Source organism: Cryobacterium sp. M15 (assembly GCF_002929675.1).
Lineage (GTDB): Bacteria > Actinomycetota > Actinomycetes > Actinomycetales > Microbacteriaceae > Cryobacterium > Cryobacterium lyxosi.
Genome location: NZ_PJJW01000036.1, coordinates 182,870 through 208,725, shown reverse-complemented (window position 1 = coordinate 208,725; position 25,856 = coordinate 182,870). Strand labels below are relative to the sequence as shown.

Below are 25,856 nucleotides of genomic sequence, written 5' to 3'. Positions count from 1 at the left end.
TCCCAGAACTCGCTGCCGCCTAAACTAAACCAACTGACCCGCACGGTGTTGAGAAACTCCACCACTCAGCGGGACGTGACCGCGCGGTGCGAGTAAGGACCACGACCGCACGGCGACAGCCGAACTAATGACGAGAGACGCCGCGAGCAGAACGATGTACGCCGGATGCCCGTGAATCAGCATCGCTCCGGTTGCGATGGCGGCCCCGGCGGTGACGATCACTCCGAAAATCGCCACAATGCGCTTGACCCAGAGGTATCCGAGGTCAAACTTCGCGATCTGCAACATATGCAGATAATACCGACGACTTAGATGAGAATGAGAGCGGGAACGATATGCATGTTTTGCACGTTTTCAACATTCCGCGTCGCTACTCGACAGGCACTTATCCCAGGTATTTGCGGTGTCCAACGCAGGGACGCGACCAGAAAACGTACTATTAATCCTGAGCAGTCGTGATGATGTGGGAACGATCGCGCACTAAATCCGCAAGACTCGAGGGCAACCACGTGTCGCGTATTCAGGGGATACGAGACGCGGTTCTCGCCTGAGATACGCCGATGGTATCGAGATCTCGAAGGATGTATTGATGCCCGACTCGCTACCTGTTAGAGTCTTTTCGGCGCTGGGGGGAGTTGCTATGTCACACCCCAGGCCCGAAACAATTGGGCGATTTATCCGGGGGAACAACACGCGTGATTCATGTTAGCCATTTATCCAAGAGTTTTGGCTCTCTCAAGGCCGTAAAAGACCTGTCTTTCTCAGTATCGGAGGGCAGCATATTTGCTTTTCTCGGGACAAACGGTGCTGGGAAAAGCACAACTATTTCGTGTTTGACGACGGTGTCATCTGCCGACTCCGGAACGATCAAGATCGCCGGCATGACGGTTGGCCGTGATGATGATCAGATCCGTCGAAATATCGGCGTCGTCTTTCAAGCCTCGCTTTTGGACCCGAGTCTGACAGTCCGGGAGAACCTCGCCGATCGAGCGGCCTTTTATGCGATGCGGAGATTCGATCGCGCGCGGCGTATTGCAGAACTCGCCGACATGATCGACCTGGGAGAATTTCTTGACCGCCCGTATGGGCTGCTCTCAGGCGGCCAGAAGCGCCGGGTCGACATTGCGCGAGCGCTCATACATGAGCCCGTTTTACTGTTCTTAGACGAGCCAACAGCGGGGCTCGATCCGCAAAGCCGCGAGCAGGTATGGGAGACAATCCGGTCCCTGCGCTCCACTCAAGGTATGACTGTGTTCCTCACAACGCACTACATGGAGGAGACAGAAGAGGCGGATCAAATTTCTATTATTCATGCAGGCGAATTAGTTGTCCAGGGCACCCCCGCTGATCTCCGCAAGACGTACAGCTCAAGTATTCTTTCCGTTACGTCCGACGATGTGGAGCAACTGCACGAGGCGTGCGCAAGCCAAGGATTTGCGGTCACCCGTGCCGCCGGAGCTGCGCGCATCGCGGTTGGCGGATCCGCGGAAGCTCTTAAATTTCTGCGCGACAACCGACTGATCGTGGATGACTTCGAGTTCCGGCACGGGACGATGGACGATGTATTCCTGTCCGTGACCTCGAATCGAGCGACCGCATGAGTGCACTGATTCTTGCTCGCCGTAACTTGCGCATTTTTTTCCGGGATCGGACCGCGGTTTTCTTTTCGCTGCTTTCTGCGCTGATCCTCATCGGTCTTTATGCATTGGTTTTGGGCAGTCTGCAGGTCGACAACCTGCAATCGCGCTTTCCAACTGCAACAAATGCTGAGGTTCAGGCTTTCGTTGACGCGTGGGTCTTTGCCGGAATCACGATGATCACAATCCTGACAACCGGACTCGCTGCGTTGAGCGTTTTCATTGAAGACTCCTCTAGCGGTCGCTTCAAAGACTTTCTCGTCTCGCCTATTCGGCGCGCCAGCCTGATCTTCGGCTACATGACCTCTAGCTTCATCGTTTCTATCGTCATGACCGTGGTTGTCGTCTCGATATCGCAGGGGTATACGGCCATTCGCGGCAACGCTACGATGACGGCGACCGAACTGCTTCTTGCCCTTGGCTATGTCGTTGTCGCTGCCGCCGCGTTTTCTGCTCTCTCCGGATTTATCGTGACGTTCGTTCGGTCCAATAGTGCTTTCGCGGCGATGAGCACCATTGTTGGAACGGTCATTGGTTTCCTGGCGGGTGCCTATATTCCTGCTGGTACTCTTCCGGCAAGCGTCGTGAATGTCATGAACGCGATGCCTTTCGCCCAGGCAGCGATGCTCCTTCGGCAGCCGTTCACCGCGCATTCGGCGGAAGCTCTCACTGACGGAAAATCCGAGGCGGTATCTGCGCTAAACGATTTTTACGGAATAGCCATCTCTGTCGGGGACTTTGATGTTTCGAGCGCGGGAGCATTCACCGCGCTGGCCATAGTATGCATAGTTTTTGCATTGCTATCGTCTTTCCGTCTTTCGCGGCGCATTCGCTGAACGGTGGAATATTGAACAGGCCCACCTCAACAGTTGCACCGTTATGTTCACACCGAACCCGGTATCTGAAATGTGGGGCAGTTGCTAGAGTGCATATAGATGTTTGTGTTCTGCCTTGTGTTTTAACTGTCAAATTCAAGACGCACACGTTTCGGAAACCACGCGATGGGCGTGACCGGATCGATGGCCCGAAAATCGAGTTCATGGTGCGCTCGGATTCACGCTCTTACAGTGAACTCGCGACCGCGCGGTCGTCCCAAAGATCGCCACGCGCGGCTTGGACATGCCTTGTGGGCTTGAGGGGGCAGTAAGTGGCCCATTCTGTGCGTTTCGATGACCGGGAGCGGCGCGTTTGCGGAAGATCATCGGTCCATGGTCCTCCGTGTCTTGCAATTTCGAAGGAACGATCTATTGATAAATGTACGTGTTGTGACGGTTGTTCTTCGTCACGAGGAAGCCTCCCGCGCGCCCTCGATAGTTTTGGTCCGGGTCAACCAGTTTGGACACGTTCCTGCCGTGCTTATCGACCCGATAGACCGTAAGGGTATTGTCGTTGACGGAATCTGGCTGGGCGCGGATCTTGACGACCATGCTAACGGCACCTTGTACATCAGAGTTCGAACTGGGAAATGGGGTCCGAGAACGGCTAGGAGGGGTGCGCCCGAACTTATTCACCTAATTTGTCGGTGCAAAACATGCGGGAAAGAGGCGAGGTTCCGTCGGAATCCGTTCTTCGGGCGCGGTTTATCTGTTCACGAATTCATTATTGAATGTGCGGTGTATTCCCATGTTGAACTCGTGCGGACACCCGCATTATCAACTCTTGCCGCACCTCTAGCGGTCGAAAACCACGCACGCCGGACACGGCGCCGTCGCTTTCTCTTCAGTCGCGCACGCGAGGCCGACTAACCCGGGTCTGAAATAGTTGCCAGTCGTTCGATCTCCTGGTAACCGGCATGTTTCCATGAACTGTGCGGCAACGAAAACCGCGTTCTTGAAAAAAGCCAGCGTTTAGTTCGCGCGAAGCAGCGGTAATGGGTACGTACGAATACATCAACTCCCGAAAAGGGGAGCCCCCAAGCGGAATTCGGTGGTGAAAATATGCCTGGCTGGTCGTGTTCACGTCTGGTTTCTACCAGTGGGTAACACGGCTTGAGTCAGCGACTGCGGCACGCCGAGAGGCCTTATTTAAGCCTGCAGCGATCTGGCACTTTGACCGCGGCCGCGTTTAGGTATCGGCCGCCGACAGGGTGATGGTGATCATGAAGTCCGTCGCAGCGAATCCGAGCAGAACCAGTACGAAGATCTTGCCGGACCACCACGGCAGCAGTTTTTCCAGCATGTGGATGGAGCCGGATCCGCGGAAGCTTTCGGCAGCCACCCGCCGGTACACCGGCAAAGCGCCGAACAGGGTAAGGGCGACCAGCACGATGGTGGCGATGGGCGAGAGCAGCCCCGCGGCTAGAGCCGCGATCGCCGGCTGATAACCCAACGTGGAGAAATAGTCGACACCGGTCAGGCACATCACGCGCCACCATGAATGAGTCTTGTCGGCCGTGGCCGCGGCGGGCCCACCTAGACACCCTGCCGGTCTCCACCGTCTTGTATAAGCCAGGCTTTGAGGCTCCCGGCCGAAGCCCGCGGTATGTTCAGGAGCTCACCTTACGCCTCACAAATTATTGCTCGTTCCGACCGAATGTCATCAGCGCTCGCTGCATTTGGTCACGGCATGCCGGGTGGATGCTCCTAGTGTCGTCGAGCGATTTTAGGGCTGGATTCGGTCGGCGATCATGGATTGTCACCCGTCGCGTTTTCGACGATGACCGCGTCATATCGGAGACGATTTGGGGTGTGAAAAAGCCCCACCGGAGGATTCCGGCGGGGCTTTCATCAGGATGTTGACGTGGTTACCGTCATCGGCCGACCCGCTGGCAGGGTGAGCGAGGGCATCCTCAGCTGACTCGGAGAGTGGCAGTTAGGCCATTCAGCGTGACGTTTCCAACGATGGCGGGGCTGATCGGAGTGGAAGTCACCTCGCCCGTCACCGGGTTCGGTTCGAGGCCGAGCACGGTGCTGAGCACGGACACTGCGGCTGCAGCGGACCAGGCCTGCGGGCGGCAGGCGGCAGGGTAGGAACCCGCCGCGGTGACAGCAGTGGAGGCGTCGCCGGAGTGGAGTTCGGGCATCCGGTAGTCAAACGACTCGGCCGCTGCGAGCAGGCCGGTGATCAAAACGCCTGCCTCGGCTCCGAAGCCGGCGCGGCCGAGCCCGGCGATGGCAATCGCGGTGTCGTGGGTCCAGACCGAGCCGCCGTGGTAGCTCACCGGCCAGTACCCGGCCGAGTCGGTGGACATTGTGCGAAGGCCGTAGCCGGAGTTGAGTTCGGGAGAGACCAGACGGGCAGCGACGAGAGCGGACTCTTCGGCGGTGAGTAGTCCTGTTCCGAGGAGGTGGCCGATGTTGCTGGTGACGGTGTCGACCGGGCGCTTGAGGGCGTCCAAGGCCACAGCCGGGTAACGGCCCTGTGGGGAGTCGATCCAGAACGACTGGCGGAACCGGGTCTTGAGCTCCTCGGCCCAGGCGCGCCAGGTGTCGCCGCCGGGCCGGTTAAAGGTGTCGAGCAGGTCGGCGCCATCGATCGCGGCTTGGTAGGCGTAGGCCTGGACCTCGCAGAGAGCGATAGGTCCGGCGGCGAGGCTTCCGTCACGCCACTGGATGGAGTCACCGGAGTCCTTCCAGCCCTGGTTGGCGAGCCCGTGCCCGGTGCTGTCGACGTACTCGAGAAATCCGTCACCGTCGCTGTCGCCGAAGTCGCGCATCCAACCCAGAGCCGCCTCGAGGTGTGGCAGGAGGGCCTCGACCTCGGCATCGGCCATGCCCCAGCGGTGGGCGTCGGCCAGTAGGCAGACCCACAGGGGAGTGGCGTCGACGGTGCCGTAGTAGAGCGGCGGCAGTGACATGTCTTCGCCAGGGATCGTGAACGCGGCGGGCCGCAGCTCGTGCATGATTTTGCCGGGCTGTTCCGCGGTCTCGGCGTTAATCCGGGTGCCCTGCAGCTGGGCGAGTAACCGTAGGGTGGAGGCCGCGATCTCGGTGCCGAGGGGGAGTAGGAACCGGGCAGCCCAGAGTGAGTCCCGGCCGAACAGGGTGAAGAACCAAGGAGCGCCGGCGGCGAGGAATGGCTCATCCGGCTGTGCCGTCGTTGCCATCCGCAGGCCGGAGAGATCGTCGAGTGCGCGCTGCACCCAGCGGTCCAGGCGTGCGTCGCCGGAGCTCACCGATACCCCGGCCCACTCGGGCAGGCCCGAGGCCGCCTGCACCACGGTCGTTGAGTGCTCGATGTCGATCGTCCACTCCACGGTGACGCTGCCGCGGGCGGGAACAGTGACCGACCAGTCACCGCCAACTTCTGCGGCCGCTGTGCTCGGCACACCGTCATCGCTCAGGCTCACCAGAGCCGCCACGGTCGGGGTGGCCAGGTGGATGCCGGTGCCCGTCTCTTTCACGGTGATGACCGGGGCCTCGGGTAGATCGGCTGTCCCAGACGTGACGTGCGCAGCGCCGCCACCAAGGCCGGCTTTGACGATCTGCATATCCGCGAAATCGGGAACCAGGCGCACGGAAACAGTCGTGTCAATTGCGTGTTGCAGTCCGGAAATAAGAGTGATGCTCTCGGTCAGGTGGCCGGCCGTGACTTTGCGGGTAACCTCCAATCGCAACCGCGGGTCGGCGGTGCGATCGTCAAGGTGGCGCAGCAGCGCACTGAACGTCATCTCGCCAGCGCCGCGAGCAGCTGAGCCGATCGGCTCGCCCGCAGACCCGCCGACCCGCAGGCTCCAGCCGGAGAGGACACGGGTGTCGGAGTGGTACAAGCCATGGATAGGAAGCGTCGTTTGTCCGTCGGACCCAGACCATGCCTGGGTTGGAGCGGCCAAAACAATGGCGGAATTATGGAGCAACGGCTGGACAGGGTGAGAGAGCATGAGTGAGGTACGACTCCAAGGTGTTGTGGTGTGATCTGGGGGAAAAAACGAAGGGCGCCGACTACTCCTTCACGGCGCCGTCGGTGGTGTTCATGATGCGTTTTTGGAAGATGAAGAACATCACCGCGACCGGGATGGTCATGATTGCCGCAGCAGCGAGCTTGAGCGGGTATTGGGTGCCCTGACTCAGCTGCCCGGAGGCCAGCGAGGCCACTCCCTTGGTGAGTGTGGTCAATTCGGGTGATTGCGTGGCCACGATGAAGTGCGACAGCTCATTCCAGGAGCCCTGAAACGACAGGATGATGATCGTGACCAGGGCCGGCCGGGCCATCGGTAGCACGATCGACCAGAACACTCGGAAGTTGCCTGCCCCGTCGATGCGTGCTTGCTCTTCGACGCTTGCCGGGATCGATTCGAAGAAGTTCTTCATGATGAAGACGCCCGCGGCGTCGGTGAGCAGCGGCACGATCATGGCCACATAGGTGTCGTAGATGCCGAGTTGGTTGATCACCAGGAACTTGGGAATCAGCAGCACCACCCCGGGCACGCTCATCACAGCGATGAGCAGCGCGAAGATCACATTGCGGCCTCGAAAATGCAGCCGGGCCAGGGCGTAACCGGCCAGAGAATTGAAGAACACGCGGCCAAGCGTGACGAAGACCGTGACGATTGCGGAGTTCTGGAACCAGATCGGGAAGTCCGAGTTGAGGAACAACCTCTCGTACGCGGACGTCGAAAAGGTCTGCGGTAGCAGTGAGATGGGATTGGTGGCTGCTTCGACATCCGTTTTAAAAGAGGTGGCGACCTGCACGAGGAAGGGAGCGATGTAGATCATCGCGAGCACGATCAGGATCGCGTACAGCAGCGACCGGCCGGCGATCGCGCTGGTGGGTAGCTGCGGCCGGCTCAGGTTGCGCAGTCGCTGGGAGGCGGTGCTGGGGCGCATGCGGGTTCTCACGGTGGTGGTCATTTGAAACCTCCGGAGGTTGGGGTTTTCAGGTACAGGCGCATCCGCCGGGCGGAGACGGCGCGTTCGGCCAGTAGCCAACGTTGAAACAGGGTGAAGACCACGATGATCACGAACAGGATGAACGCGATCGCGGCGCCCTGGCCCCAGGCCTGGTTGGTGAAGGCGGCCTGGTAAGAGAGGTAGGCCGGGGTGAGCGTGGTCTTGCCTGGCCCGCCCTGGGTGCCGGTGTAGATCTGGTCGAAGACCTGCCAGGCACCGATCAGGCCGAGAGTGAGCACGGTGAACAGGGTCGGCCGCAGTTGGGGGAGGGTGACTTGCCAGAATCGTTGCCAACCGTTGGCGCCGTCCATTATGGCGGCCTCGACGACATCTCCGCTGAGGTTCTGCAGTGCGGCGATGAACAACAGCATGAACGTGCCGCTGGTGGTGAACACGGCCATTAAAATGAAGGCGCTCATGGCAACGGATGGCCCGGCCAGCCATTCCCAGAACGAGATACCGAGGAACGAGTTGCCGGTGAGGACGGCCGGGCCCGTCTCGACGCCCAACGCCTCGAGGATGTTGTGCAGCACTCCGCTGGGGTCGTTGAACCAGTTCGGTCCGTTGACGCCGATGAAGGAGAGCAGTTTGTTGACGGCGCCACTGGCGCTGAACAGGAACAGCCACAGCACCGTGATGGCCACAGAACTGGTGACCGACGGGAAGTAGAATGCGGTGCGGAAGAAGCCGCGGCCGCGCAAGATCTGCCGGTTGACCAAAACAGCCAGAAACAGGGACAGCGTCGTCTGGATCGGTACGACTAAAAGGACGTACCAGGCGTTGTTGCGTAACGCTGTGCCGAAGTCCTGTTCGGCGAGGCCGCCGCCGCCGACCAGAGCGGAATAATTGTCCAAGCCCACAAAAGCAACGGAGCCGGAAAAAGGACTGCCGCGACCGTTCCAGTCGGAGAAGCTGACCCAGAGGGCCATCAGCACGGGGATGACCAAAAACATCCCGAGCAGGATGATCATCGGGGCTGTGAAGAGCCACCCCGAGGCGGCCTCACCGCCCCGGATACCGGAACGGTGAGGCGTGCGTGCAGGCATCGACATGGGGCTACTTCAGTAGCGCTTGAAGGTTCTTCTGCGTGGAGTCGAGGATTGCTTGCGCGTTCCCGGTTTTGAGTGACTCGAGCTGTGCGTTCAGGTCGCTCACGACATCCGCGGCGCCCTGCACAATGGGCACGCCCTGGGCATAGTCCGCGCCGTCCAGGAACGGAATCAGGGTGGGGTTGGCGCTCTTCCACTCGGCGGCGGCCGACATGATCGAGGGCATCGGACCAAACTCCTCGGAGAAGGTCAGTTGGGCGTCCTTGCTGGTGAGCTGTTCCACCAAGTTCAGGGCCGCGGTCTGGTTGGGGCTGTCGGCGGCGATGCCCCAGCAGTTGGTGAACTGCAGGGTGCCTTTGCCCTCTGGGCCTGCCGGCAGTTCGGCCACCGTGTAGTTGACGTCGGGGAAGTCGTTCGTCATCGCGCCGGTGATCCAGTTGCCCTCGATTGTCATGGCGGACAGCTGCTTTCCGAACGCCTCACCGCCCCAACCTGCACCGATCTCGCTGGCATAGCTCATCACGCCGTCGTTGAGGAGCGTCTGCGCGTATTCGAGGCCCGCAACATTCTCGGGGCTGTTTGCGGTGGCCTCGGTGCTGTCCTCGTTCATCAGGCTGCCGCCGGCCTGGGCCATGAACGCGCCCAGGCGGGCGTATTCGCTGCCGAGGGCGAGGCCCACCTGGGAGTCGGTGGTCAGCGTTGCGCTCACCGTCGCGAGCTCGTTCCAGGTGGTGGGGATGTCGGCGTCCGTGAGCCCGGCCTGGGCCCAGAGATCCGTGTTGATGAGCAGCTGCAGGGTGGAAAAGTCCTTCGGGGCACAGTAGAACTCGCCGTCATAGGTGAAGGCACTGACCAGGCTGGGGTAAAAGTCGTCTTTGTTGGCCAGGTTGTCACCGTAGGCGAGCAGCGAGCCGTTCGACGCGTACCCGGCAAGGGCATCTGTCGAGAGGTAGAACACGTCGGCAGGCTTCTGCGCGGCGAAGCCCTGGGCGAGCTGCTGATTGAGGTCGCTCGCGACGCTGACCTCGGCGTTGGTGCCGGAGGTCTTGGCCCAGGCGGCCACGGCGGCGTTGACGGCAGCGGTCTCGGCGTCCCCACTCGAGCCGATCAGAACCGAGAGACCCTGGGAGGAGTCGCTGGTGAGTTCGCCTCCGGTGGTGGCGGAGTCACTGCTGAAACCGGATCCGGAACCACACGCGCTGAGGGTGAGGGCACCGACCACGGTGAGACCGGCGCCGATCAGCAAGCGGGAGTTGCGTCGTTGCATCTTGATGCTCCTTCTATCGCGCTACGGTGCGCAGATCTTGTGTGGTGTTCACAGTAGCTGACTTTATTTGATCGATCAAATAATTTCTTGGATCGATCCAATGCAGCGAGGCTTCAGCCAATGCAAAAGCGGTAGCCTGTGGAGAATCAATATTGGGTCGATATATTCTGAAGGTTCGTGGGGAGGATCGACTATGGCTTCGATGCCCACGGTGACGGATGTTGCACTCGCGGCAGGCGTTTCCCGCCAGACCGTTTCAAATGTGATGAACTCGCCCGGCATTGTGCGCGCCGATACGCGCGAACGGGTCGAGGCTGCGATTGCGCAGCTGGGCTACCGCCCGCACGCCTCGGCGCGGCGATTGCGCACCCGACGCAGCTCCACCATTGGCATTCGGCTGGATCCGATGATCGACGGCATATCGGGGTCTGTGCTGGATCGGTTTTTGCACGCGTTGACCGAGCAGGCCGACAAGCAGGAATTACGGGTGTTGCTGTTCACCGCCACCAGCCCCGAGGACGAGATCATCCAGTTGCAGCGCCTGAACGACGGGGCCGACGTGGACGGCTTCGTGCTTACTTCCACTTTTGCTGGCGACCCCCGCACGAAGTGGCTGATCGAGAACAAGATCGCCTTCGTGACCTTTGGGCGGCCCTGGGGGGCCGACGACGTGAGCAACCCGCAGCACCTCTGGGTGGATGTCGACGGCTGGGCCGGGTTGTATGAGGCGACGCGGGCGGCGCAGAATGCCGGTGCGCGACGTATCGGCTACATTGGCTGGCCCAGCTCGGCGGATACCGGCGATGACCGGCGCCGCGGCTGGCACGATGCGATGCACGAACGCGGCGACGTGACCGAGGCTGGCCTGATCGCACTCGAGGCAGTCACCGTCGATGGTGTCGCTGAGGGCACCGCTGCGATGCAGGACCTGCGACGCAGGGCAGGGCCGCTGGACGCAGTTCTCTGTGCGAGCGACTCGCTGGCCCTGGGGGCGATGATCGCCAACCCTGAGCGGGTGCCGGTGACGGGCTACGACAACACACCCGTTGCTGCCGCAATCGGGCTGTCGAGCGTGGACCAGTCGGTGGGAGAAGTCGCCGCGGCCGTGCTTGACCTTCTGACCGGCGAGTTCGGTGGTCAAGTCCACGGTGCGCCGGAGTCACTGCAGCCCCGGTACCAGATGATCAGACCCCGGCTGGTCACGCGAGCGTTCGCGGCGATCCCGATGGAGATGTTGTTGTGAGCTGGTCTGGCCGCGGGATCAGAAGTTTTCCTGCGCCCCAGAATTGCGTCTCGACAACGTCTGAAAAGATACTGCCGGGTTGACGCACGTCGTACCGGCGTCAGGAGACGTTGATCGGTCGCACGCCTCCGATAAGGTTAAAGCGTCCCCGCCGTACCCGGCACCCCTCGATCGGAGGAGCTCCATGTCCACCACAGTCACAGGCGTCATTGCCCGCTCGAAGGGCGCGCCAGTCGAACTGGTCGAAATCGTCATCCCCGATCCCGGTCCAGGCGAAGTCATCGTGGACATCGAAACGTGCGGCGTCTGCCATACCGATTTTCATTACAAAGAGGGCGGCATCAATGACGATTTCCCGTTCTTGCTCGGGCATGAAGCCGCCGGACGCGTCAGTGTCATCGGCGAAGGCGTCACGCACGTCGCGGTCGGCGACTTCGTGGTGCTCAACTGGCGCGCGGTCTGCGGCGAATGTCGAGCCTGTAAGCGGGCTGAACCCTGGTACTGCTTCAACACCTTCAACGCCACCCAGAAGATGACCCTCACCGACGGCACCGAGCTCAGCCCGGCCCTCGGCATCGGCGCTTTTGCCGAGAAGACCCTCGTGCATGCCAAGCAGTGCACCAAGGTGAATCCGGATGCCGACCCCGCGGCCGTCGGCCTTCTGGGCTGCGGCATCATGGCGGGCATCGGCGCGGCCATGAACACGGGCAATGTCAGCCGAGGTGACTCGGTGGCCGTGATCGGCTGTGGCGGAGTGGGCGATGCTGCGATTGTGGGATCACGCCTGGCTGGCGCATCCGTCATCATCGCCATTGACCGCGACCCCAAGAAGCTCGCCCAGGCCAAACAGCTCGGGGCCACGCACACCATCGACTCGTTGAACCTGGATGAGGCTGGCGTCGTCGCAGCCGTGCAGGCACTGACCGGAGGATTCGGCGCCAACGTCGTCATCGACGCGGTCGGGCGTCCCGAAACCTGGCGGCAGGCGTTCTATGCCAGGGACCTCGCCGGAACGGTCGTGCTGGTCGGGGTGCCCAACCCTGAAATGATGCTCGAAATCCCCCTCATCGACGTCTTCGGGCGCGGCGGCTCGCTCAAATCGAGCTGGTACGGCGACTGCCTGCCGGAGCGCGACTTTCCCATGCTGACCGACCTGTACCTGCAGGGGCGGTTACCGCTTGACGAATTCGTCAGCGAGAAGATCGGCATCGGCGAAATCGAGGCTGCATTTGAGAAAATGGCACGCGGCGATGTGCTGCGCTCGGTGGTGGTGCTCTGATGACCGCACGCATCGACCATCTCGTCACCGTCGGCACCTTCAGCCTCGACGGCGGCACGTGGGACCTCGACAATAACGTCTGGATCGTCGGCGATGACACCGAATGCGTCGTCATTGATGCCGCCCACGACGCCGACGCGATCCTGAAGGCAGTAGGCGACCGTAAACTGCTGGCCATTCTGTGCACCCACGGGCACAACGACCACATCGGTGCAGCCGCCAGCGTGAGCGCCGCAACGGGCGCACCGGTCTGGCTGCACCCGGCCGACACGATGCTGTGGGAGATGGTCTTTCCAGCGGATGCTGCTGAGTCTGCCACGGCGACCACGCGGCCGAACGCGCTGAAAAACGGCCAGCGCATCGCGGTCGCCGGCATCGAGCTCGAAGTGCTGCACACGCCGGGACACTCGCCCGGAGCGGTCTGCTTCTCTGCGCCGGCACTCGGCACGGTGTTCAGCGGCGACACGCTCTTCCACGGTGGGCCGGGCGCAACCGGCCGGTCGTTCAGCGATTTCCCGACGATCATCGACTCGATCACCACCACGCTGCTCACGCTGCCGGCTGCCACCGTGGTGCGCACCGGGCACGGTCAGTCCACCCTGATCGGCGACGAGGCGGGCCACGTCGAAGAGTGGATCGCCCGCGGGCACTGAGCAAGAAGTAACTGGCTCGAGTTCGTCTTGCACTTTGTGCGTCGTTGCACTTAGTGTAAGCACATGATTTCGCTTGACGCCGCACCCGATCGCCGCGCCGACCTCAAGGCGCGGTACCGCCAGGCCATTCTGGATGCCGCCGACTCGCTCATTCGCGAGCGGGGCAAACCACAATTCAGCGTCGACGAGCTCGCGGAGCGCGCCGACGTCTCCCGGCGCACGGTTTTCAATCATTTCTCATCGCTCGACGATGTGATCATGACCACCTGCACGCAGGTGCTCAGCGCCACCGTCGACGAATTTCGGGCGGCAACGGCATCCACCCCGCTCGGAGACGGTCGTCGCGACGGCCTGTTCGACGAGATCACGACGGCACTGCGCGCCATCGACCTGCCGCCCGTGGTCGCCTACCTCGCCGGAGTGCTCACGGTCGAGGGCGAGAACGGTCGCTCCCGGCACAGCATCGGTGACGTCTTCACCCGGACGACCGAACAGCTCTCAGCGGAGATCGCCGGTCGCACGAGCGCGATCGACGAATTCGAGGTTTCCATCCTGGTCAGTTCGGTGATGAACGGCATCGCCATCGTATCGGCGCACTGGTTGGCTCGAACGGGTGGCTCGCTCGACGCATCTTCCCGCACTGTCTGGTACGAACTGCTCGACCGCCTCATCGTCACGATCCGTATCGGATACGCCCCGTCCAACTGACCAAACGCATTCCGCTGGTGATCCACCACCTCGACTCCCGATAACGGCATGCACGACGACACGTCGGTCATCCGACCACACCTTACTCATACACAGAAATTGAGAATATGGCATCGCTTCTCTACCGACTGGGTCGGTTCTCCGCCCGCCGAGCGTGGCTGGTCATTGTTGCGTGGGTGGTCGTTCTCGGCCTCGCCGTCGGTGTGTTCTCTGCCTTCGGCGGAACACTCACGTCGTCCGTGAGTATCCCCGGTACCGCCACTCAGAAGGTCAGCGACGAGCTCGCGGCGAAGTTCCCGGCGGCCAGCGGCGGGCGAGGAACGGTCCTGTTCACCACGACCGACAACTCCGCCTTCACCGGCACGCAGAAAACCGCCATCGGCGCCCTGCTGACACGCACGATCGATCTCGACAGCGTGAAATCGGTGACGAATCCCTTCGATACCCAAGCCCAGATCGATGACCAGGCGCAGCAGGTCGTCGACGGACGGCAGAAGATCGCCGCTGGAACGGCGCAGATCGATGCGGGTCAGACGCAGATCGATGCGGCGACGGCCGAGGCCGCGGCTGCGCAGAGCCAGCTCGATGCCAGCCGCGCGCGAGCCGAGGCGGCGGGTCAACTCGCTGCTGCTGGGCCGATGCTCGATGCCCAGCAGGCGCAGATCGATGCGGGCCGCACTGCAATTGCCGAACAACAGACGGCACTCACGGCAAGCCGTACCGAGCTCGAGGCGTCGAGCACCACGCTCGAACAGGGAGCCGACCTGCTCGACCTGGCCGCGGGCATCCGTCAGGTTTCGACCGACAAGACGACCGCCGTCGCGAGTATCCAGTTCGACACGTCGCTCAACCAGGTTTCGACCGAGTCGAAGAAGGCGGTCGTCGCGGAGATGAACGACGCCGGCATTGCCGGCGTCAGGGCTGAGGTCTCCAACGACATTGCTGCGAGCCTCCCCGAGATCCTCGGTCCCGGAGAGATCGGCGGCGTCATCGTCGCGGCCATCGTGTTGTGGGTCATGCTGGGCACCCTGATCGGTGCGGGGCTGCCATTATTGAACGCGTTGATCGGCGTGGGCGTTGGCGTGCTCGCTTCACTCGCACTGTCCGGGGCCGTCGAAATGCTCTCGGTCACTCCGGTTCTGGGAGTGATGCTCGGGCTCGCGGTCGGCATCGACTACTCACTCTTCATTCTCAACCGGCATCGAACGCAACTGCGCAACGGGCTGCCCCTGCAGGAATCGATCGGTCTGGCCAACGGCACCTCCGGCAACGCGGTCGTGTTCGCGGGCGCCACCGTGCTCATCGCCCTGCTCGCCCTCAACCTCACCGGCATCCCCTTTCTCGGGCTCATGGGCACGGTCGGTGCCGTCTGCGTCTTCGTCGCCATTCTCATAGCGATCACGCTCACACCGGCAGTGCTGGGCCTGGTCGGCACGAAGATCCTCACGAAGAAGGCCCGCGCGCGGGTCGGCCACGCCAGCAACCATGCCCGGGTGCCGGTCAAGCCGATGAACACCGTACGCGCCGTCGTCACGGTGGTCGTGGGCATCGTCGTTCTTCTTGTCGTGGCCATCCCCGCGCTCTCGATGCGCCTCGGACTCCCCGCCGGTTCGTCCGAACCACTGGGCTCGAGCGCCTACAACGCTTACACACTCGCCGACGACAAATTCGGGCCGGGCGTGAACGGCCCGCTGCTCGTCGTTGCCGATCTTGAGACAGCCGTCACGGATGAGGACCTGCTCGCTGAACAGGTACGCATCGGAACAGCGCTCCGTGCCGAGAACGACGTCGTCGCCGTCGCGCCGATCGGAGCATCCGATGATGACCTGCTTCTCGCTTTCCAGGTCATTCCCGCCGAGGGCCCGAACAGCGAATCGACCGAGCAGCTCGTACGTGACCTCCGAGGAATCGACCTCGTCGGGGTCGCGTCCCTCGGTGTCGCCGGCAACGCCTCCGGAAACATCGATGTGAGTGAAAAACTCGCCGCCGCGCTCCCGCTGTATCTTCTCGTTGTCGTGGGGCTCTCCCTGATTATTCTGATCTTCGTGTTCCGATCGATCCTGGTGCCCGTAACTGCGACGCTGGGCTTTGTCTTGTCGCTGTTCGCATCCTTCGGGGCGATCACGGCGGTCTTCCAATGGGGCTGGCTGGGTGCCGTGTTCGGCATCCATGATCCCGGGCCGATCCTGAGCTTCCTGCCTATTCTCGTTGTCGGGGTTCTGTTCGGGCTGGCGATGGACTACCAGCTATTTCTGGTCAGTGGGATGCGCGAAGCGTACGTGCATGGTGCATCGGCGCGCCTCGCGGTGCAGCGCGGGGTGCACGCCGGGCACACGGTGGTCATCGCCGCCGCGCTCATCATGGCCTCGGTCTTCTCCGGCTTCATCTTCTCGAACTCGGTCATGATCCAGTCGATCGGTTTCGGGCTCGCCGGCGGCGTACTGCTAGACGCGTTCGTGGTGCGGCTGCTGATCATCCCGGCCGTGATGCACTTGCTGGGCGACGCGGCGTGGTGGTTGCCGAAATGGCTCGATCGGATGCTGCCCAACGTTGATGTGGAGGGTGCCTCGCTCGAACGGGCGCACCCGGTTGCCGCGCCCGAGCGTGTCCCCACGTCGATCGTTTAACCGGTCGTGAAGGTGGGGATCGCCTGGCGCGCGTTCCTGCCGCAGATACTCGAGCCGTGAGAAGTGCAGGGTAAACGCCGCTGCGACGGGTACTTCTCACGCCTCGATGCGTGGATGCCGCTCGGGGCGGCATTCGGCTACCGCCTAGTCGGTGACCTGCACGTCTTTCGAGAACGCCACGTAGCCACTGAAGTCCTTGCCGACGCGGTTGAACGCTGTCGGGTACGGGTGCGGGTAGCTGAAGGCACCATCCTGCAGCAGGGTGTCACCGTCTTTCAAGCTGAAGTACTGGCATTCGCCCTTCCACGGGCAGGTATACGGGGTGTCGCTCTCGACGAACAGCTCGCTCGTCACGCTCGCGGGCGGAAAGTACCAATTGCCCTCGATGCGGATCAGATCCTGCTCGGGTGCCTCAGCGATAACGGTGTCGTTCAGTACGGCTTTCATCACAAACCTCCTAGTGCGTGCAACGTTACCCGCGGAAGCCGAATTCTCCCAGCACCGGAACCACTTCGCCCGGTGCAGGGGTCCCGCGACCGCGCGGTACCTCGAACCAGCACACGCTGGCGACATGACTGTCGGTGATGCGAATGCGACCCGTCACCGAACACGCGTCGATCGTCTAACCGGTCGTGAAAGTGGGATCGGTTGCTTCACCACATGCGACGCAACCATTCACCCGCTCACACGAGGGTCGGTGTATTAAACGGAAAAACATGCTCTAAAATAGGAGAGTGCCGTAGGTGCACCGAGCCGAGGAGACACCATGACCGCCGAACCGATCCGTATCACTGCCGGGGCGAATGCCTATGAGCACGAACCCGCTGCGGCCACGTGTACCTGCGGTCACGACGGCAGCGAATCGATGGTTCTTGACAGCCGCACCATCCCGCACGCGATCCGTCACGCCGCGATTTTCGGTGCGTTGGAGGCGATTCAGCCCGGAATATCGCTCGACCTCATGGCATCGCACGACCCGCTGCCGCTATTGGCCCAGCTCGAACGCAACCACCCGAACACTTTCAGCATCACCTACCTCGAGAGCGGTCCCGATGTGTGGACCCTGCACCTGACCCGCATTCTGTAACGGTTCGACATGAAACCGAGCCTCAAGCGCCGGCTGTGGCACCAGATCACCGGCATGCTCGTGCCCGTCTGGCTGATCCTCGGGATCGTCAGCGTCATCCTCTATCGAGGATCGTCGTTCGGGCCTTGGCTCATGGTGCATCTACTGCTGCTGGGGGCCCTCTCGACCGCGATCCTGGTCTGGAGCCAGCACTTCGCCGACAGCCTGCTGAAGAACACTGCTCCTGGCGGCCGGTACTGGCTGGGCGTTCGACTGACCGTTCACACGGTCGGCGCGGCGCTGGTCATGATCGGGATCACCGGCGCCTGGTGGCATGTCGTACTCACCGGAGGAATCCTGGTCGGACTCAATGCCGTCGTGCACGCCACCATTCTCGTGCGGCAGCTGCGCGGCGCACTCCCGGCCCGGTTCGCTCCGCTCGTGCGGTACTACATTGCTGCGGCCGGATGCCTCGTGGTCGGTGTCACTCTCGGAATTTGGATGGCCCACCCCGGCAGTGCGGCGGCGAGTGACTATTACGACCGGCTCTACATCACGCACATCGGACTGAACCTGCTCGGCTGGGTCGGCCTGACCGTTATCGGCACCGTCGCCCTGCTGCTCCCGACCGTGCTGCGTTCCCGAGTGCTGTCGACCACCCGGGCCGCCGCACGCCCCACCCTGCCGACTCTTCTGGCCGGACTGGTGGTTTTGGGAACTGGCGCCTACGCCGACTCGCGAATCATCACTGCGGCGGGTGTACTCATCTACCTGGTCGGCTTCGCCCGGGTGCTCGGGGAGTTGGCCGGGCACGTGCGCCGTTCGCCCGCCGTTAGTTACGCCGGGTGGTCTATCACCGCAGCCCTTGCCTGGTTTGCGGTGTGCGCGCTCGGTTTTGGCACCGTCGTAGCCACCGCTGCCAGCTGGGCGGATGCCGCGGCCGGCCTCAAAACACTCGTGCCGTACTTCGCGGTCGGCTTCGGCGGCCAGATCCTGATCGGCGCGCTGAGCTTTCTCATTCCGGTCGTGCTCGGCGGCGGACCGCGGGCGTTCAAGGCCACCGCGCACGAACTCGATCGGGCCGGCCTGTTCCGAGTCAGCGTCGTCAATGGCGCACTCGTTCTCACGCTTCTTCCAGTGCCCGACGTCGTCGCCGCCGCGCTCTGGGCAGTTCTCCTCACGACCCTTGCGGCGTTCATCATTCTGATGGTGCGGGCGCTGCGCATCAATCGAAAGAACCGCACTCCTCCGGGGGCGCAGCTTCCGCCATTGGTGCGTGACGTCGCGGAGAGTCCCGCGCCAAAGCCGCCCCCTCGCACCGCCATGCTCATCGCGGCGGCGGCGACCCTGGCTTTGACCCTCGCCGTCGGCGTCGCGCTCGAGCCTTCCAACACAAGTCTCGCCTCGGGCTCGGGCTCGGGCCCGGGCGCGACCGGCCACACGACGACCGTCGACGTCACGATGATTGACACCCAGTTCAGCCCCGACATGATCAACGTTCCGGTCGGCGACAACCTGGTGATCACCCTCACCAACGCCGACGGCATGCTCCACGATCTCGTATTCGACAACGGAGTGGAGTCCGGCTCGGTCGAGCCCCAGGCCACGACGACCGTCGACGTCGGGATGATCGACGCCGACCTGGGCGGATGGTGTTCCCTGGGGGGCCACCGGCTGCTCGGAATGCTGCTGACCGTGAACGCGATCGGTGCGGACTCGACCGCCACTGCCGATTCGCCCGCAAACACCATGCACAGCGACGCGTCGGCATCCGGAAGCATAGACCCTCTGGCCGAGCCGGGAAGCGATTTCGTCGCGCGTGATGCGCGACTGGCGCCCGCGGCATCCGCTACCGTGCACACGAGCACGATGACCGTCGGCAATACCGAGACCGAAGTGGCGCCGGGCATCACACAGATGCTGTGGACCTACAACCACACGGCGCCCGGGCCGACGCTGCGCGGCACTGTCGGTGACGTCTTCGAGATCACGTTCGTCAACGCGGGAACCATCGGCCATTCGCTCGACTTTCACGCCGGCTCGCTCGCACCGGACAAGCCAATGCAGACCATCGATCCCGGAGAAGAGCTCACCTACCGGTTCACCGCCACGCGCTCGGGAATCTGGATGTATCACTGCTCGACGATGCCCATGTCGGTCCACATCGCGAACGGTATGTTCGGTGCGGTCATCATCGACCCGCCCGGACTGACCGCCGTCGAGCAGGAATATGTGCTGGTCCAGTCCGAGTTCTATCTGGGCAGGCAGGGCGAGGAAGGCGACCCGGTCAAGGTGCAGACGCAGCTGCCTGACCTGCTCACGTTCAACGGCTACGCGAATCAGTATGTCGCCGCACCGCTAACCGCGACCGTCGGCGAGAAGGTGCGCATCTGGGTGCTCGACGCGGGCCCGAACGTTGGAAGTTCCTTTCACGTGGTCGGAGGTCAGTTCGACACCGTGTTCTCCGAGGGTGAATACCTCCTTCGGGGCGGTGGCAGCACCGGAACGGGCGGGGCGCAGACGCTCGCGCTCGCGCCCGCCCAGGGCGGCTTCGTCGAGCTCACGTTTACCGAAGCGGGTACCTATCCGTTTATGAGCCACGTGATGTCAGATGCGGAGAAGGGCGCGCGCGGGCTGATTGTGGTCACTGACTGACACGTTCGAAGGCTAGTGCCCGCCGCCGAGGTTGCCGGCGAGGCGGGCATGCAGTTCGTGGCTCGCCTCGTTCAATCCCTCGATGACGACGCGCTTGTCGAGCCGCTCATACTTGTAGGTGATGGCGTCGAGGGTGGCGACGGTCGAGGCATCCCAGATGTGTGACGCCGACAGATCGATAACGATACGGTCGGGGTCGTCGGCATACTCGAACTGGGTCATCAGGTCGTTGCTCGAGGCGAAGAACAGCGCCCCGGTCACGGTGTAATACGCCGTCGGCACGGGCTGGTCAAGCTCAACAGTGCGTTCCACCCGGGCCAGGTGGGCGACCCGGCGCGCGAAGGCGACCATCGCCACGATCACGCCGGCGACGACGCCGATGGCCAGGTTGTGGGTGAGAACGATGATGACGACCGTGGTGACCATGACGGTGGTCTCGCTCCCCGGCATCCGCTTGAGAGTTGACAAGCGGATGCTGTGCCAGTCAAAGGTCAGATACGACACGATGATCATCACCGCGACCAGGGCGGCCATGGGCACGACGGCGAGTACGTCGCCGAGGCCGAGCACCAGAACGAGCAGGAAGACGCCGGCGAGGAAGGTAGAGATGCGGGTGCGGGCGCCTGAGGCCTTGACGTTGATCATGGTCTGGCCGATCATGGCACAACCGCCCATTCCGCCGAACAAGCCACTCATGATGTTGGCGACGCCCTGGCCCCAGGTCTCACGAGTCTTGTTGGAGTGGGTGTCGGTGATCTCGTCGACGAATTTTGCGGTCATGAGTGACTCGAGGATTCCGACGAGGGCCATGCCGAGGGCGTACGGGGCGATGATGGTGAAGGTGTCCCAGTCGAGCGGAACGTTGGGGAAAAAGAGTTCGGGCAGGCTCTGGGGGAGTTCTCCCTGGTCGCGGATGGTGGGGACGTTGATCGCCATCAGTACGGTGACCACGGTGAGTACGACGATCGCGACGAGTGGGGCCGGGATCACCTTGGTGATGCGTGGCATGACGACCATGATGATCAGCCCAGCGGCAACGAGCGGGTAGACCATGAAGGGCACGTCGAGCAGCTGGGGGAGCTGGGCTGTGAAGATGAGAATCGCGAGGGCGTTGACGAAGCCGACCATGACGCTGCGGGGAATGAACCGCATGAGCTTGGCCACGCCGACCAGGCTCAGCACGATTTGAAACACGCCGGCCAGGATGACGGTGGCGATGAAATATTCCATGCCGTATTCTCGTGCCACGGGGGCGATGACGAGGGCGATGGCACCGGTGGCGGCGGTGATCATGGCCGGGCGACCGCCGACGAAAGCGATCGTCACGGCCATTACGAACGAGGAGAACAGGCCGACGCGTGGGTCGACACCGGCGATGATCGAGAAAGCGATCGCCTCGGGGATGAGGGCCATGGCCACGACGAGGCCGGCCAGAACTTCGCGGGTGAGCAGGCGGGGCGTGCGCAGAGCGGTGAGAACGGAGGGTTCCGCTCGGTAACGGTTGGGCGCGGTGGATTTGTGGACAATGGCCATGAGGCCTCCAGAAGCTGGGCCGGCCGTGCGGCCGAAATGGATAGAGAAGAGTTGGGTGGGCGCCGCGGTGCGCACCTCCACCGGTCATCGAGGACAATGGTGGGAGGGTGGGCTCACAGGGGAATGTCAGCCGACTCCTGCAACACTACCCTAACGTTAGGGTTGATTGTGACTGAGAGAAAGAAGGTTCCCGGTGACACCAGGCGCGACCGGGTCCGTGGTCACGATGCACATCGGCGAACTCGCCGAGAAGACCGGGCTGTCGCTGCGCACGATTCGCCACTATGATGAGGTGGGCCTGCTGAAAGCATCCGCTCGCACCGACGGTGGATTTCGGCTGTACTCGCCCGACGACCTCACGCGGCTGATGCTTATTCGCCGCATGAAACCCCTCGGCTTCACTCTCGACGAGATGACGGCCCTGCTCGCGGTCATCGACCTGCGGCAAGGCGGTGGAGCGGATGCCGACAACGTCGAGTCCAGGCACCAGCTGGATGCCTTTATCACCGACACCGTTACGCGACGCCAGAAGCTTCAAGACCAGCTCGGCATGGCCGATGAGTTCCTTGCACTGCTCTGCGCGCAGTAGCAAACGCATTCACCGATAAAATGGAGGTCACCTGCACGAGGAAGTGGTGGCGCAATCATTTGGAACCGGTCCCGGCGTCGTGCTGACGCTCACGCGCACGTCAGTGAACCCGATGTGAACGCTGAGCTGCCCGACCTCGAGCGCACGGTCGATGAAGGCCTGCTCATCGCCTTGTCAGCCGTGCGGATGGCCGTGAAAAACGACATCATCGTCGGAGCGCTGCGGGAACACTTCGATTACGACTTTGCGCGATACGCCGACAACGCCCGCAGCGAAGTGCATCGGCTGGCTCGGCAGAACGAAGAGTATGCCCGACGGGTGAGCCGAATGGGGCGAGATCTCGCAGCTATGAAGTGGCGGCCGAGTTTTACCGACGACCAACGCCACGATCTCAAGCAGTTCGCCCTCAGGGTTCGCGTGCATGAGCGGTTGACGCTCGCCCTCGACGCCGTGGCCGCCGACAATAACCAGGTGGCCCGGATAGTGGCGAGCGCACAACGATCAGCGAGCGAAGAGGTCAGTTCGGCGGTGTCGTCCAAACTCATCGAATTGGCCGTCGACCCGCGCGCGCCCGACTACGCCGAACACCGGAGCGAACGTCTGGAAGCCTTCGTTCTGATCAACCTCGCTATTTTGCAGGCCAAGCACGACGCGGCGACCAGCCCCGAATTCAATGAGTATTAGAGAACGCTGAAGTCGGTGATCGCCTGCGCTATCAGCCGGTCAAATGCCGGAGTGCTCAGCAGGGCGAAGAGCACGACGTTGATGATGATCGTCGCCCGGAATGCTTTTCGAAAGCTTTTCTTCTGGGTCTTATGGCGCAGTACCTGCTGCGCCACAATCGCGCCCGGCCAGCCGCCGATGACGCCCCAGAACAGCAAGGTGCGTTCCGATATGCGCCACCCGCCAAATGTCGCCCGCCGCTTGTCGATCGCGTAGAGCGTGAAACAGGTGAGACCCGTGACCAGGTAGAGCCCGACCACCCAGAGCGGCCTTGGCCAGTACACGGCGCCGACGAGGTAAACCAGGACGAACATGGCGATCGCGAGGTAGCTACCCCTGCCCGCTGCACGGCGGGAGCGAACGAAGACCATACTCCATGCTAAAGGCTACGGAGGCCGTCATTATTGCCGCGCACCACCGGTGACAAGCACGTCAGGGCGTTCGGCAAATGCACGAGGAACGACGGAAGAGTCTGTTCAGAGTGCCTGGTGTACCGCGGGTTCCCTGATGTGCTGATAGCTACCGATATTCGGGGTTCGGTTCGAACCCAAAGCGTTCGCCGCGGTCCCAGTCTTGGCGAAGATTGCCAAAGGCTGGAATGCCACCGTTCTTTTTCAGGATCGAGGCGAGGTGCATGAGGTTCCAGCTCATGAAGGTCACATTGCGGTTGGTGAATTCATTCTGAGGTCCACCGGATCCTTCGTCGAGGTAGCTCGGGCCGGGGCCGATCTCGCCGATCCAGCCGGCATCGGCAGCGGGCGGAATGGAGTAACCGATGTGCTGCAGGCTATACAGCAGGTTCGCCGAGCAGTGTTTCACGCCGTCTTCGTTGCCGGTGATGATGGCGCCGCCAACCTTGCCGTAGAAAACATACTGGCCCTCGTCGTTGAATTCGCCAGAGTGGGCATAGAGCCGTTCCACGATGCGTTTGGTCACCGAGCCGTTGTCGCCGAGCCAGATGGGCCCGGCAAGCACCAGAATATCGGCGGCCTGCACCGTGGAAAACAGTGACGGCCAGTCATCCGTTTTCCAGCCGTGTTCGGTCATGTCGGGGTAAACGCCGGTGGCGATGTCATGGTCGACGGCCCGAACCAGGTCTACGTGCACGCCCTGCTCCCGCATGATGCGGGCACTGAGGTCGACGATGCCCTGGCTGTTGCTGACCTCGGGGCTGCGTTTGAGGGTGCAATTAATGAAGACGGCGCGGAGGCCTGAGTAGTCAAAGGATTCACGTTGCATTCGGTTAGTAAAGCACCGGCTGAAAAACGAGAAAAGGGGTTGATTTCCGCTGCACCGGGGGCGATGCACCCTGCAGCGTCACGGAGCGCTCCCGATAGCTGGTATAGTTTTCAAGTTGTCTCCGGGCGTAACAGCTCGGAAGATTCACATGCGCTCGTAGCTCAACGGATAGAGCATCTGACTACGGATCAGAAGGTTGGGGGTTCGAATCCCTTCGGGCGCACATCTGGGCCCCGTTCGACATTTGTCGGGCGGGGTTTTTTGTGTCTTTTAGCGGCGGGGATACAATCGGCAGCATGTCCCTGCCGCGCTTTCTCTTTGCCGACCAGCTCGGCCCGCACTTCGACGACGGTGGGCCGATTGTGCTGGTCGAGGCGACGGCCGTGCTGGGGCGACGCACGTACCACCGGGCCAAAGCCCACCTCATACTCAGCGCACTCCGCCACCGCGCGCGCGAGCTGGGCGATCGCGTCGAGTTTCTGCGAGCGGAGCACTACCGCGACGCGCTTGCTGGTCGTGACCTCGAGGTGATCAACCCCACCTCGTGGGGTGCACGCGCGTTGGTCGCAGAGCTGGGGGCATCTGTTCTGCCGAGTCGAGGCTTCGTGACGAGCGAGCAGGACTTCGCAGGCTGGGCCGACGGCCGGCCCGCATCCCGGCTCGTGATGGAACAGTTCTACCGCCACGTGCGCACAACCAGCGGCACACTCATGCGTGGCCCTGAGCCGGAGGGTGGACGCTTCAACTTCGATCACGACAATCGACAGCCGCCCCCGAAGCGTGCGGCCAGTCTCGGCCTGCCCGAACCGTGGGCCCCGGTCGAAGACGACATCGACGAGGAGGTGCGCCGAGACCTTGACCGTCTCGTCGCCGAAGGCCGAGTGCACCTGATCGGAACAGATGGCCCGCGCCGATTTGCGGCCACCCGCGCGGAAGCGCTCGCGGCGCTGGATGATTTCATCGAAACGAGACTGTCGAATTTCGGGCCCTTCGAGGATGCTTCGCTGATCGGGGATAGCACGATGGCCCACTCGCGGTTGAGCGTCCCGCTCAACCTGGGCATCCTGCATCCGCAGGAAGTCGTCGACGCGGTCGTAACGGCGTACCACTCCGGCCAGGTTCCGCTGTCCAGCGCCGAGGCCGTGGTACGCCAAATCATGGGCTGGCGGGACTGGGTCTGGCACCTGTACTGGCACCTCGGCGAGAACTACGTCGCGGAGAGCAACTTTCTTGGCGCCCACGAGCCGCTTCCGCCAGCGTTTCTGGAATTGAATGGTGACGCCGTCGAAGCGCGGTGCTTGAGCCACGTGCTCGATGAGGTTTCCCGCACCGGATATGCGCATCACATTCAGCGCCTCATGATTCTGGGCAACTGGTCATTGCAGCGAGGCTACGAACCATCAGCACTGTCGGATTGGTTTATCAATGCCTTCGTCGACGGAACACCGTGGGTCATGCCGGCCAATGTTGTCGGCATGTCGCAGCACGCCGACGGCGGCATTGTCGCGACGAAGCCCTACGCCGCCGGTGGCGCCTACATCTCGAAGATGACCGATTTCTGTGGGGGTTGTCGGTTCAATCCGAAAATTCGGCTGGGGCCAAAGGCCTGCCCGTTCACGGCCGGATATTGGGCATTCCTGGATCGGGTGGAGCCGCGCATTCGCGGTAATCACCGCATGGCCCAGCCGCTTGCCGGTCTGCGGCGTCTTGTAGACCGCGACGAGGTGGTGGCTCAGGAACGCACGCGCACGGACTGGTAG

Annotated in this window: 22 protein-coding genes, 1 tRNA gene and 1 pseudogene; 13 read left to right on the top strand and 11 right to left on the bottom strand. The window is 62.5% G+C overall.

Annotated elements, in window-relative coordinates; translation table 11 throughout:
• Positions 1–24: 24 nt before the first annotated feature.
• Positions 25–288 (bottom strand): hypothetical protein, encoded by a 264-nt coding sequence (locus CXY83_RS08540; protein WP_104196930.1) that lies wholly within the window; start codon positions 286–288, stop codon positions 25–27.
• A gap of 407 nt (positions 289–695) precedes the next feature.
• On the opposite strand from CXY83_RS08540, the gene CXY83_RS08535 reads away from it, so the two are divergent.
• Positions 696–1,601, top strand: a complete 906-nt coding sequence (locus CXY83_RS08535; protein ID WP_233200702.1) for an ABC transporter ATP-binding protein — start codon at positions 696–698, stop codon at positions 1,599–1,601.
• A complete protein-coding gene (locus CXY83_RS08530) occupies positions 1,598–2,473 on the top strand; it encodes an ABC transporter permease (RefSeq protein ID WP_104196928.1) in 876 nt (291 codons plus the stop codon). Before CXY83_RS08535 ends, CXY83_RS08530 begins: the two co-directional genes overlap by 4 nt.
• A 408-nt stretch (positions 2,474–2,881) precedes the next feature.
• On the opposite strand, the gene CXY83_RS08525 is transcribed toward CXY83_RS08530, so the two are convergent.
• From CXY83_RS08525 to CXY83_RS08500, 6 genes and pseudogenes are all read right to left on the bottom strand, one after another.
• Positions 2,882–3,064: a hypothetical protein gene (locus CXY83_RS08525; protein WP_104196927.1), complete on the bottom strand. Its 183-nt coding sequence runs from the start codon at positions 3,062–3,064 to the stop codon at positions 2,882–2,884.
• Between the two features lie 643 nt (positions 3,065–3,707).
• Positions 3,708–4,081: pseudogene (locus CXY83_RS08520) on the bottom strand (amino acid transporter); the annotation flags it as partial.
• 344 nt (positions 4,082–4,425) lie between these two features.
• Complete coding sequence (locus tag CXY83_RS08515; protein WP_104196926.1) at positions 4,426–6,456, bottom strand: glycogen debranching N-terminal domain-containing protein; 2,031 nt, start codon at positions 6,454–6,456, stop codon at positions 4,426–4,428.
• Positions 6,457–6,517: 61 nt separating this feature from the next.
• Positions 6,518–7,426, bottom strand: coding sequence for a carbohydrate ABC transporter permease (locus CXY83_RS08510; protein ID WP_104196925.1), 909 nt, complete (start codon positions 7,424–7,426; stop codon positions 6,518–6,520).
• Positions 7,423–8,511 (bottom strand): carbohydrate ABC transporter permease, encoded by a 1,089-nt coding sequence (locus CXY83_RS08505; protein WP_369831140.1) that lies wholly within the window; start codon positions 8,509–8,511, stop codon positions 7,423–7,425. The genes CXY83_RS08510 and CXY83_RS08505 overlap by 4 nt, the downstream gene beginning before the upstream one ends.
• A gap of 10 nt (positions 8,512–8,521) precedes the next feature.
• A complete protein-coding gene (locus CXY83_RS08500) occupies positions 8,522–9,781 on the bottom strand; it encodes an extracellular solute-binding protein (RefSeq protein WP_104196923.1) in 1,260 nt (419 codons plus the stop codon).
• A 193-nt stretch (positions 9,782–9,974) separates the two neighbouring features.
• Between CXY83_RS08500 and CXY83_RS08495 the strand changes: the two genes are divergently transcribed.
• From CXY83_RS08495 to CXY83_RS08475, 5 genes are all read left to right on the top strand, one after another.
• On the top strand, positions 9,975–11,024 hold the full coding sequence (locus CXY83_RS08495; protein ID WP_104196922.1) for a LacI family DNA-binding transcriptional regulator: 1,050 nt from the start codon (positions 9,975–9,977) through the stop codon (positions 11,022–11,024).
• Positions 11,025–11,208: 184 nt separating this feature from the next.
• Positions 11,209–12,303, top strand: a complete 1,095-nt coding sequence (locus tag CXY83_RS08490) for an S-(hydroxymethyl)mycothiol dehydrogenase (protein ID WP_104196921.1) — start codon at positions 11,209–11,211, stop codon at positions 12,301–12,303.
• Complete coding sequence (locus CXY83_RS08485) at positions 12,303–12,956, top strand: MBL fold metallo-hydrolase (RefSeq protein WP_104196920.1); 654 nt, start codon at positions 12,303–12,305, stop codon at positions 12,954–12,956. The genes CXY83_RS08490 and CXY83_RS08485 overlap by 1 nt, the downstream gene beginning before the upstream one ends.
• Before the next feature lie 63 nt (positions 12,957–13,019).
• Positions 13,020–13,664 carry a TetR/AcrR family transcriptional regulator gene (locus tag CXY83_RS08480; RefSeq protein WP_104196919.1) on the top strand — a complete coding sequence of 215 codons (645 nt, stop codon included), beginning with the start codon at positions 13,020–13,022 and terminating at the stop codon, positions 13,662–13,664.
• Positions 13,665–13,771: 107 nt separating this feature from the next.
• Complete coding sequence (locus CXY83_RS08475) at positions 13,772–16,291, top strand: MMPL family transporter (protein ID WP_104196918.1); 2,520 nt, start codon at positions 13,772–13,774, stop codon at positions 16,289–16,291.
• 144 nt (positions 16,292–16,435) lie between these two features.
• Here CXY83_RS08475 and CXY83_RS08470 read toward each other — a convergent pair whose 3' ends face one another.
• Complete coding sequence (locus CXY83_RS08470) at positions 16,436–16,738, bottom strand: DUF427 domain-containing protein (protein ID WP_104196917.1); 303 nt, start codon at positions 16,736–16,738, stop codon at positions 16,436–16,438.
• 319 nt (positions 16,739–17,057) lie between these two features.
• Here CXY83_RS08470 and CXY83_RS08465 point away from each other — a divergent pair, with 319 nt between their 5' ends.
• Together CXY83_RS08465 and CXY83_RS08460 are read left to right on the top strand one after the other, a co-directional pair.
• Positions 17,058–17,378 (top strand): DUF2249 domain-containing protein, encoded by a 321-nt coding sequence (locus tag CXY83_RS08465; RefSeq protein ID WP_104196916.1) that lies wholly within the window; start codon positions 17,058–17,060, stop codon positions 17,376–17,378.
• 9 nt (positions 17,379–17,387) lie between these two features.
• Positions 17,388–20,012, top strand: coding sequence for a multicopper oxidase domain-containing protein (locus CXY83_RS08460; RefSeq protein ID WP_104196915.1), 2,625 nt, complete (start codon positions 17,388–17,390; stop codon positions 20,010–20,012).
• A gap of 12 nt (positions 20,013–20,024) precedes the next feature.
• On the opposite strand, the gene CXY83_RS08455 is transcribed toward CXY83_RS08460, so the two are convergent.
• Positions 20,025–21,545: a SulP family inorganic anion transporter gene (locus CXY83_RS08455; protein WP_104196914.1), complete on the bottom strand. Its 1,521-nt coding sequence runs from the start codon at positions 21,543–21,545 to the stop codon at positions 20,025–20,027.
• A gap of 226 nt (positions 21,546–21,771) precedes the next feature.
• Here CXY83_RS08455 and CXY83_RS08450 point away from each other — a divergent pair, with 226 nt between their 5' ends.
• Together CXY83_RS08450 and CXY83_RS08445 are read left to right on the top strand one after the other, a co-directional pair.
• A complete protein-coding gene (locus CXY83_RS08450; protein ID WP_104196952.1) occupies positions 21,772–22,134 on the top strand; it encodes a MerR family transcriptional regulator in 363 nt (120 codons plus the stop codon).
• A gap of 114 nt (positions 22,135–22,248) precedes the next feature.
• Positions 22,249–22,818 (top strand): hypothetical protein, encoded by a 570-nt coding sequence (locus CXY83_RS08445; protein WP_104196913.1) that lies wholly within the window; start codon positions 22,249–22,251, stop codon positions 22,816–22,818.
• Here the strand turns inward: CXY83_RS08445 and CXY83_RS08440 are convergent.
• Both CXY83_RS08440 and CXY83_RS08435 read right to left on the bottom strand, forming a co-directional pair.
• Positions 22,815–23,228, bottom strand: a complete 414-nt coding sequence (locus tag CXY83_RS08440; RefSeq protein WP_233200700.1) for a DUF1294 domain-containing protein — start codon at positions 23,226–23,228, stop codon at positions 22,815–22,817. The genes CXY83_RS08445 and CXY83_RS08440 overlap by 4 nt on opposite strands.
• 148 nt (positions 23,229–23,376) lie before the next feature.
• Complete coding sequence (locus tag CXY83_RS08435) at positions 23,377–24,096, bottom strand: flavodoxin family protein (RefSeq protein WP_104196912.1); 720 nt, start codon at positions 24,094–24,096, stop codon at positions 23,377–23,379.
• A 150-nt stretch (positions 24,097–24,246) separates the two neighbouring features.
• On the opposite strand from CXY83_RS08435, the gene CXY83_RS08430 reads away from it, so the two are divergent.
• Both CXY83_RS08430 and CXY83_RS08425 read left to right on the top strand, forming a co-directional pair.
• Positions 24,247–24,319 (top strand) — tRNA-Arg (locus CXY83_RS08430).
• A 73-nt stretch (positions 24,320–24,392) separates the two neighbouring features.
• On the top strand, positions 24,393–25,856 hold the full coding sequence (locus tag CXY83_RS08425) for a cryptochrome/photolyase family protein (protein WP_104196911.1): 1,464 nt from the start codon (positions 24,393–24,395) through the stop codon (positions 25,854–25,856).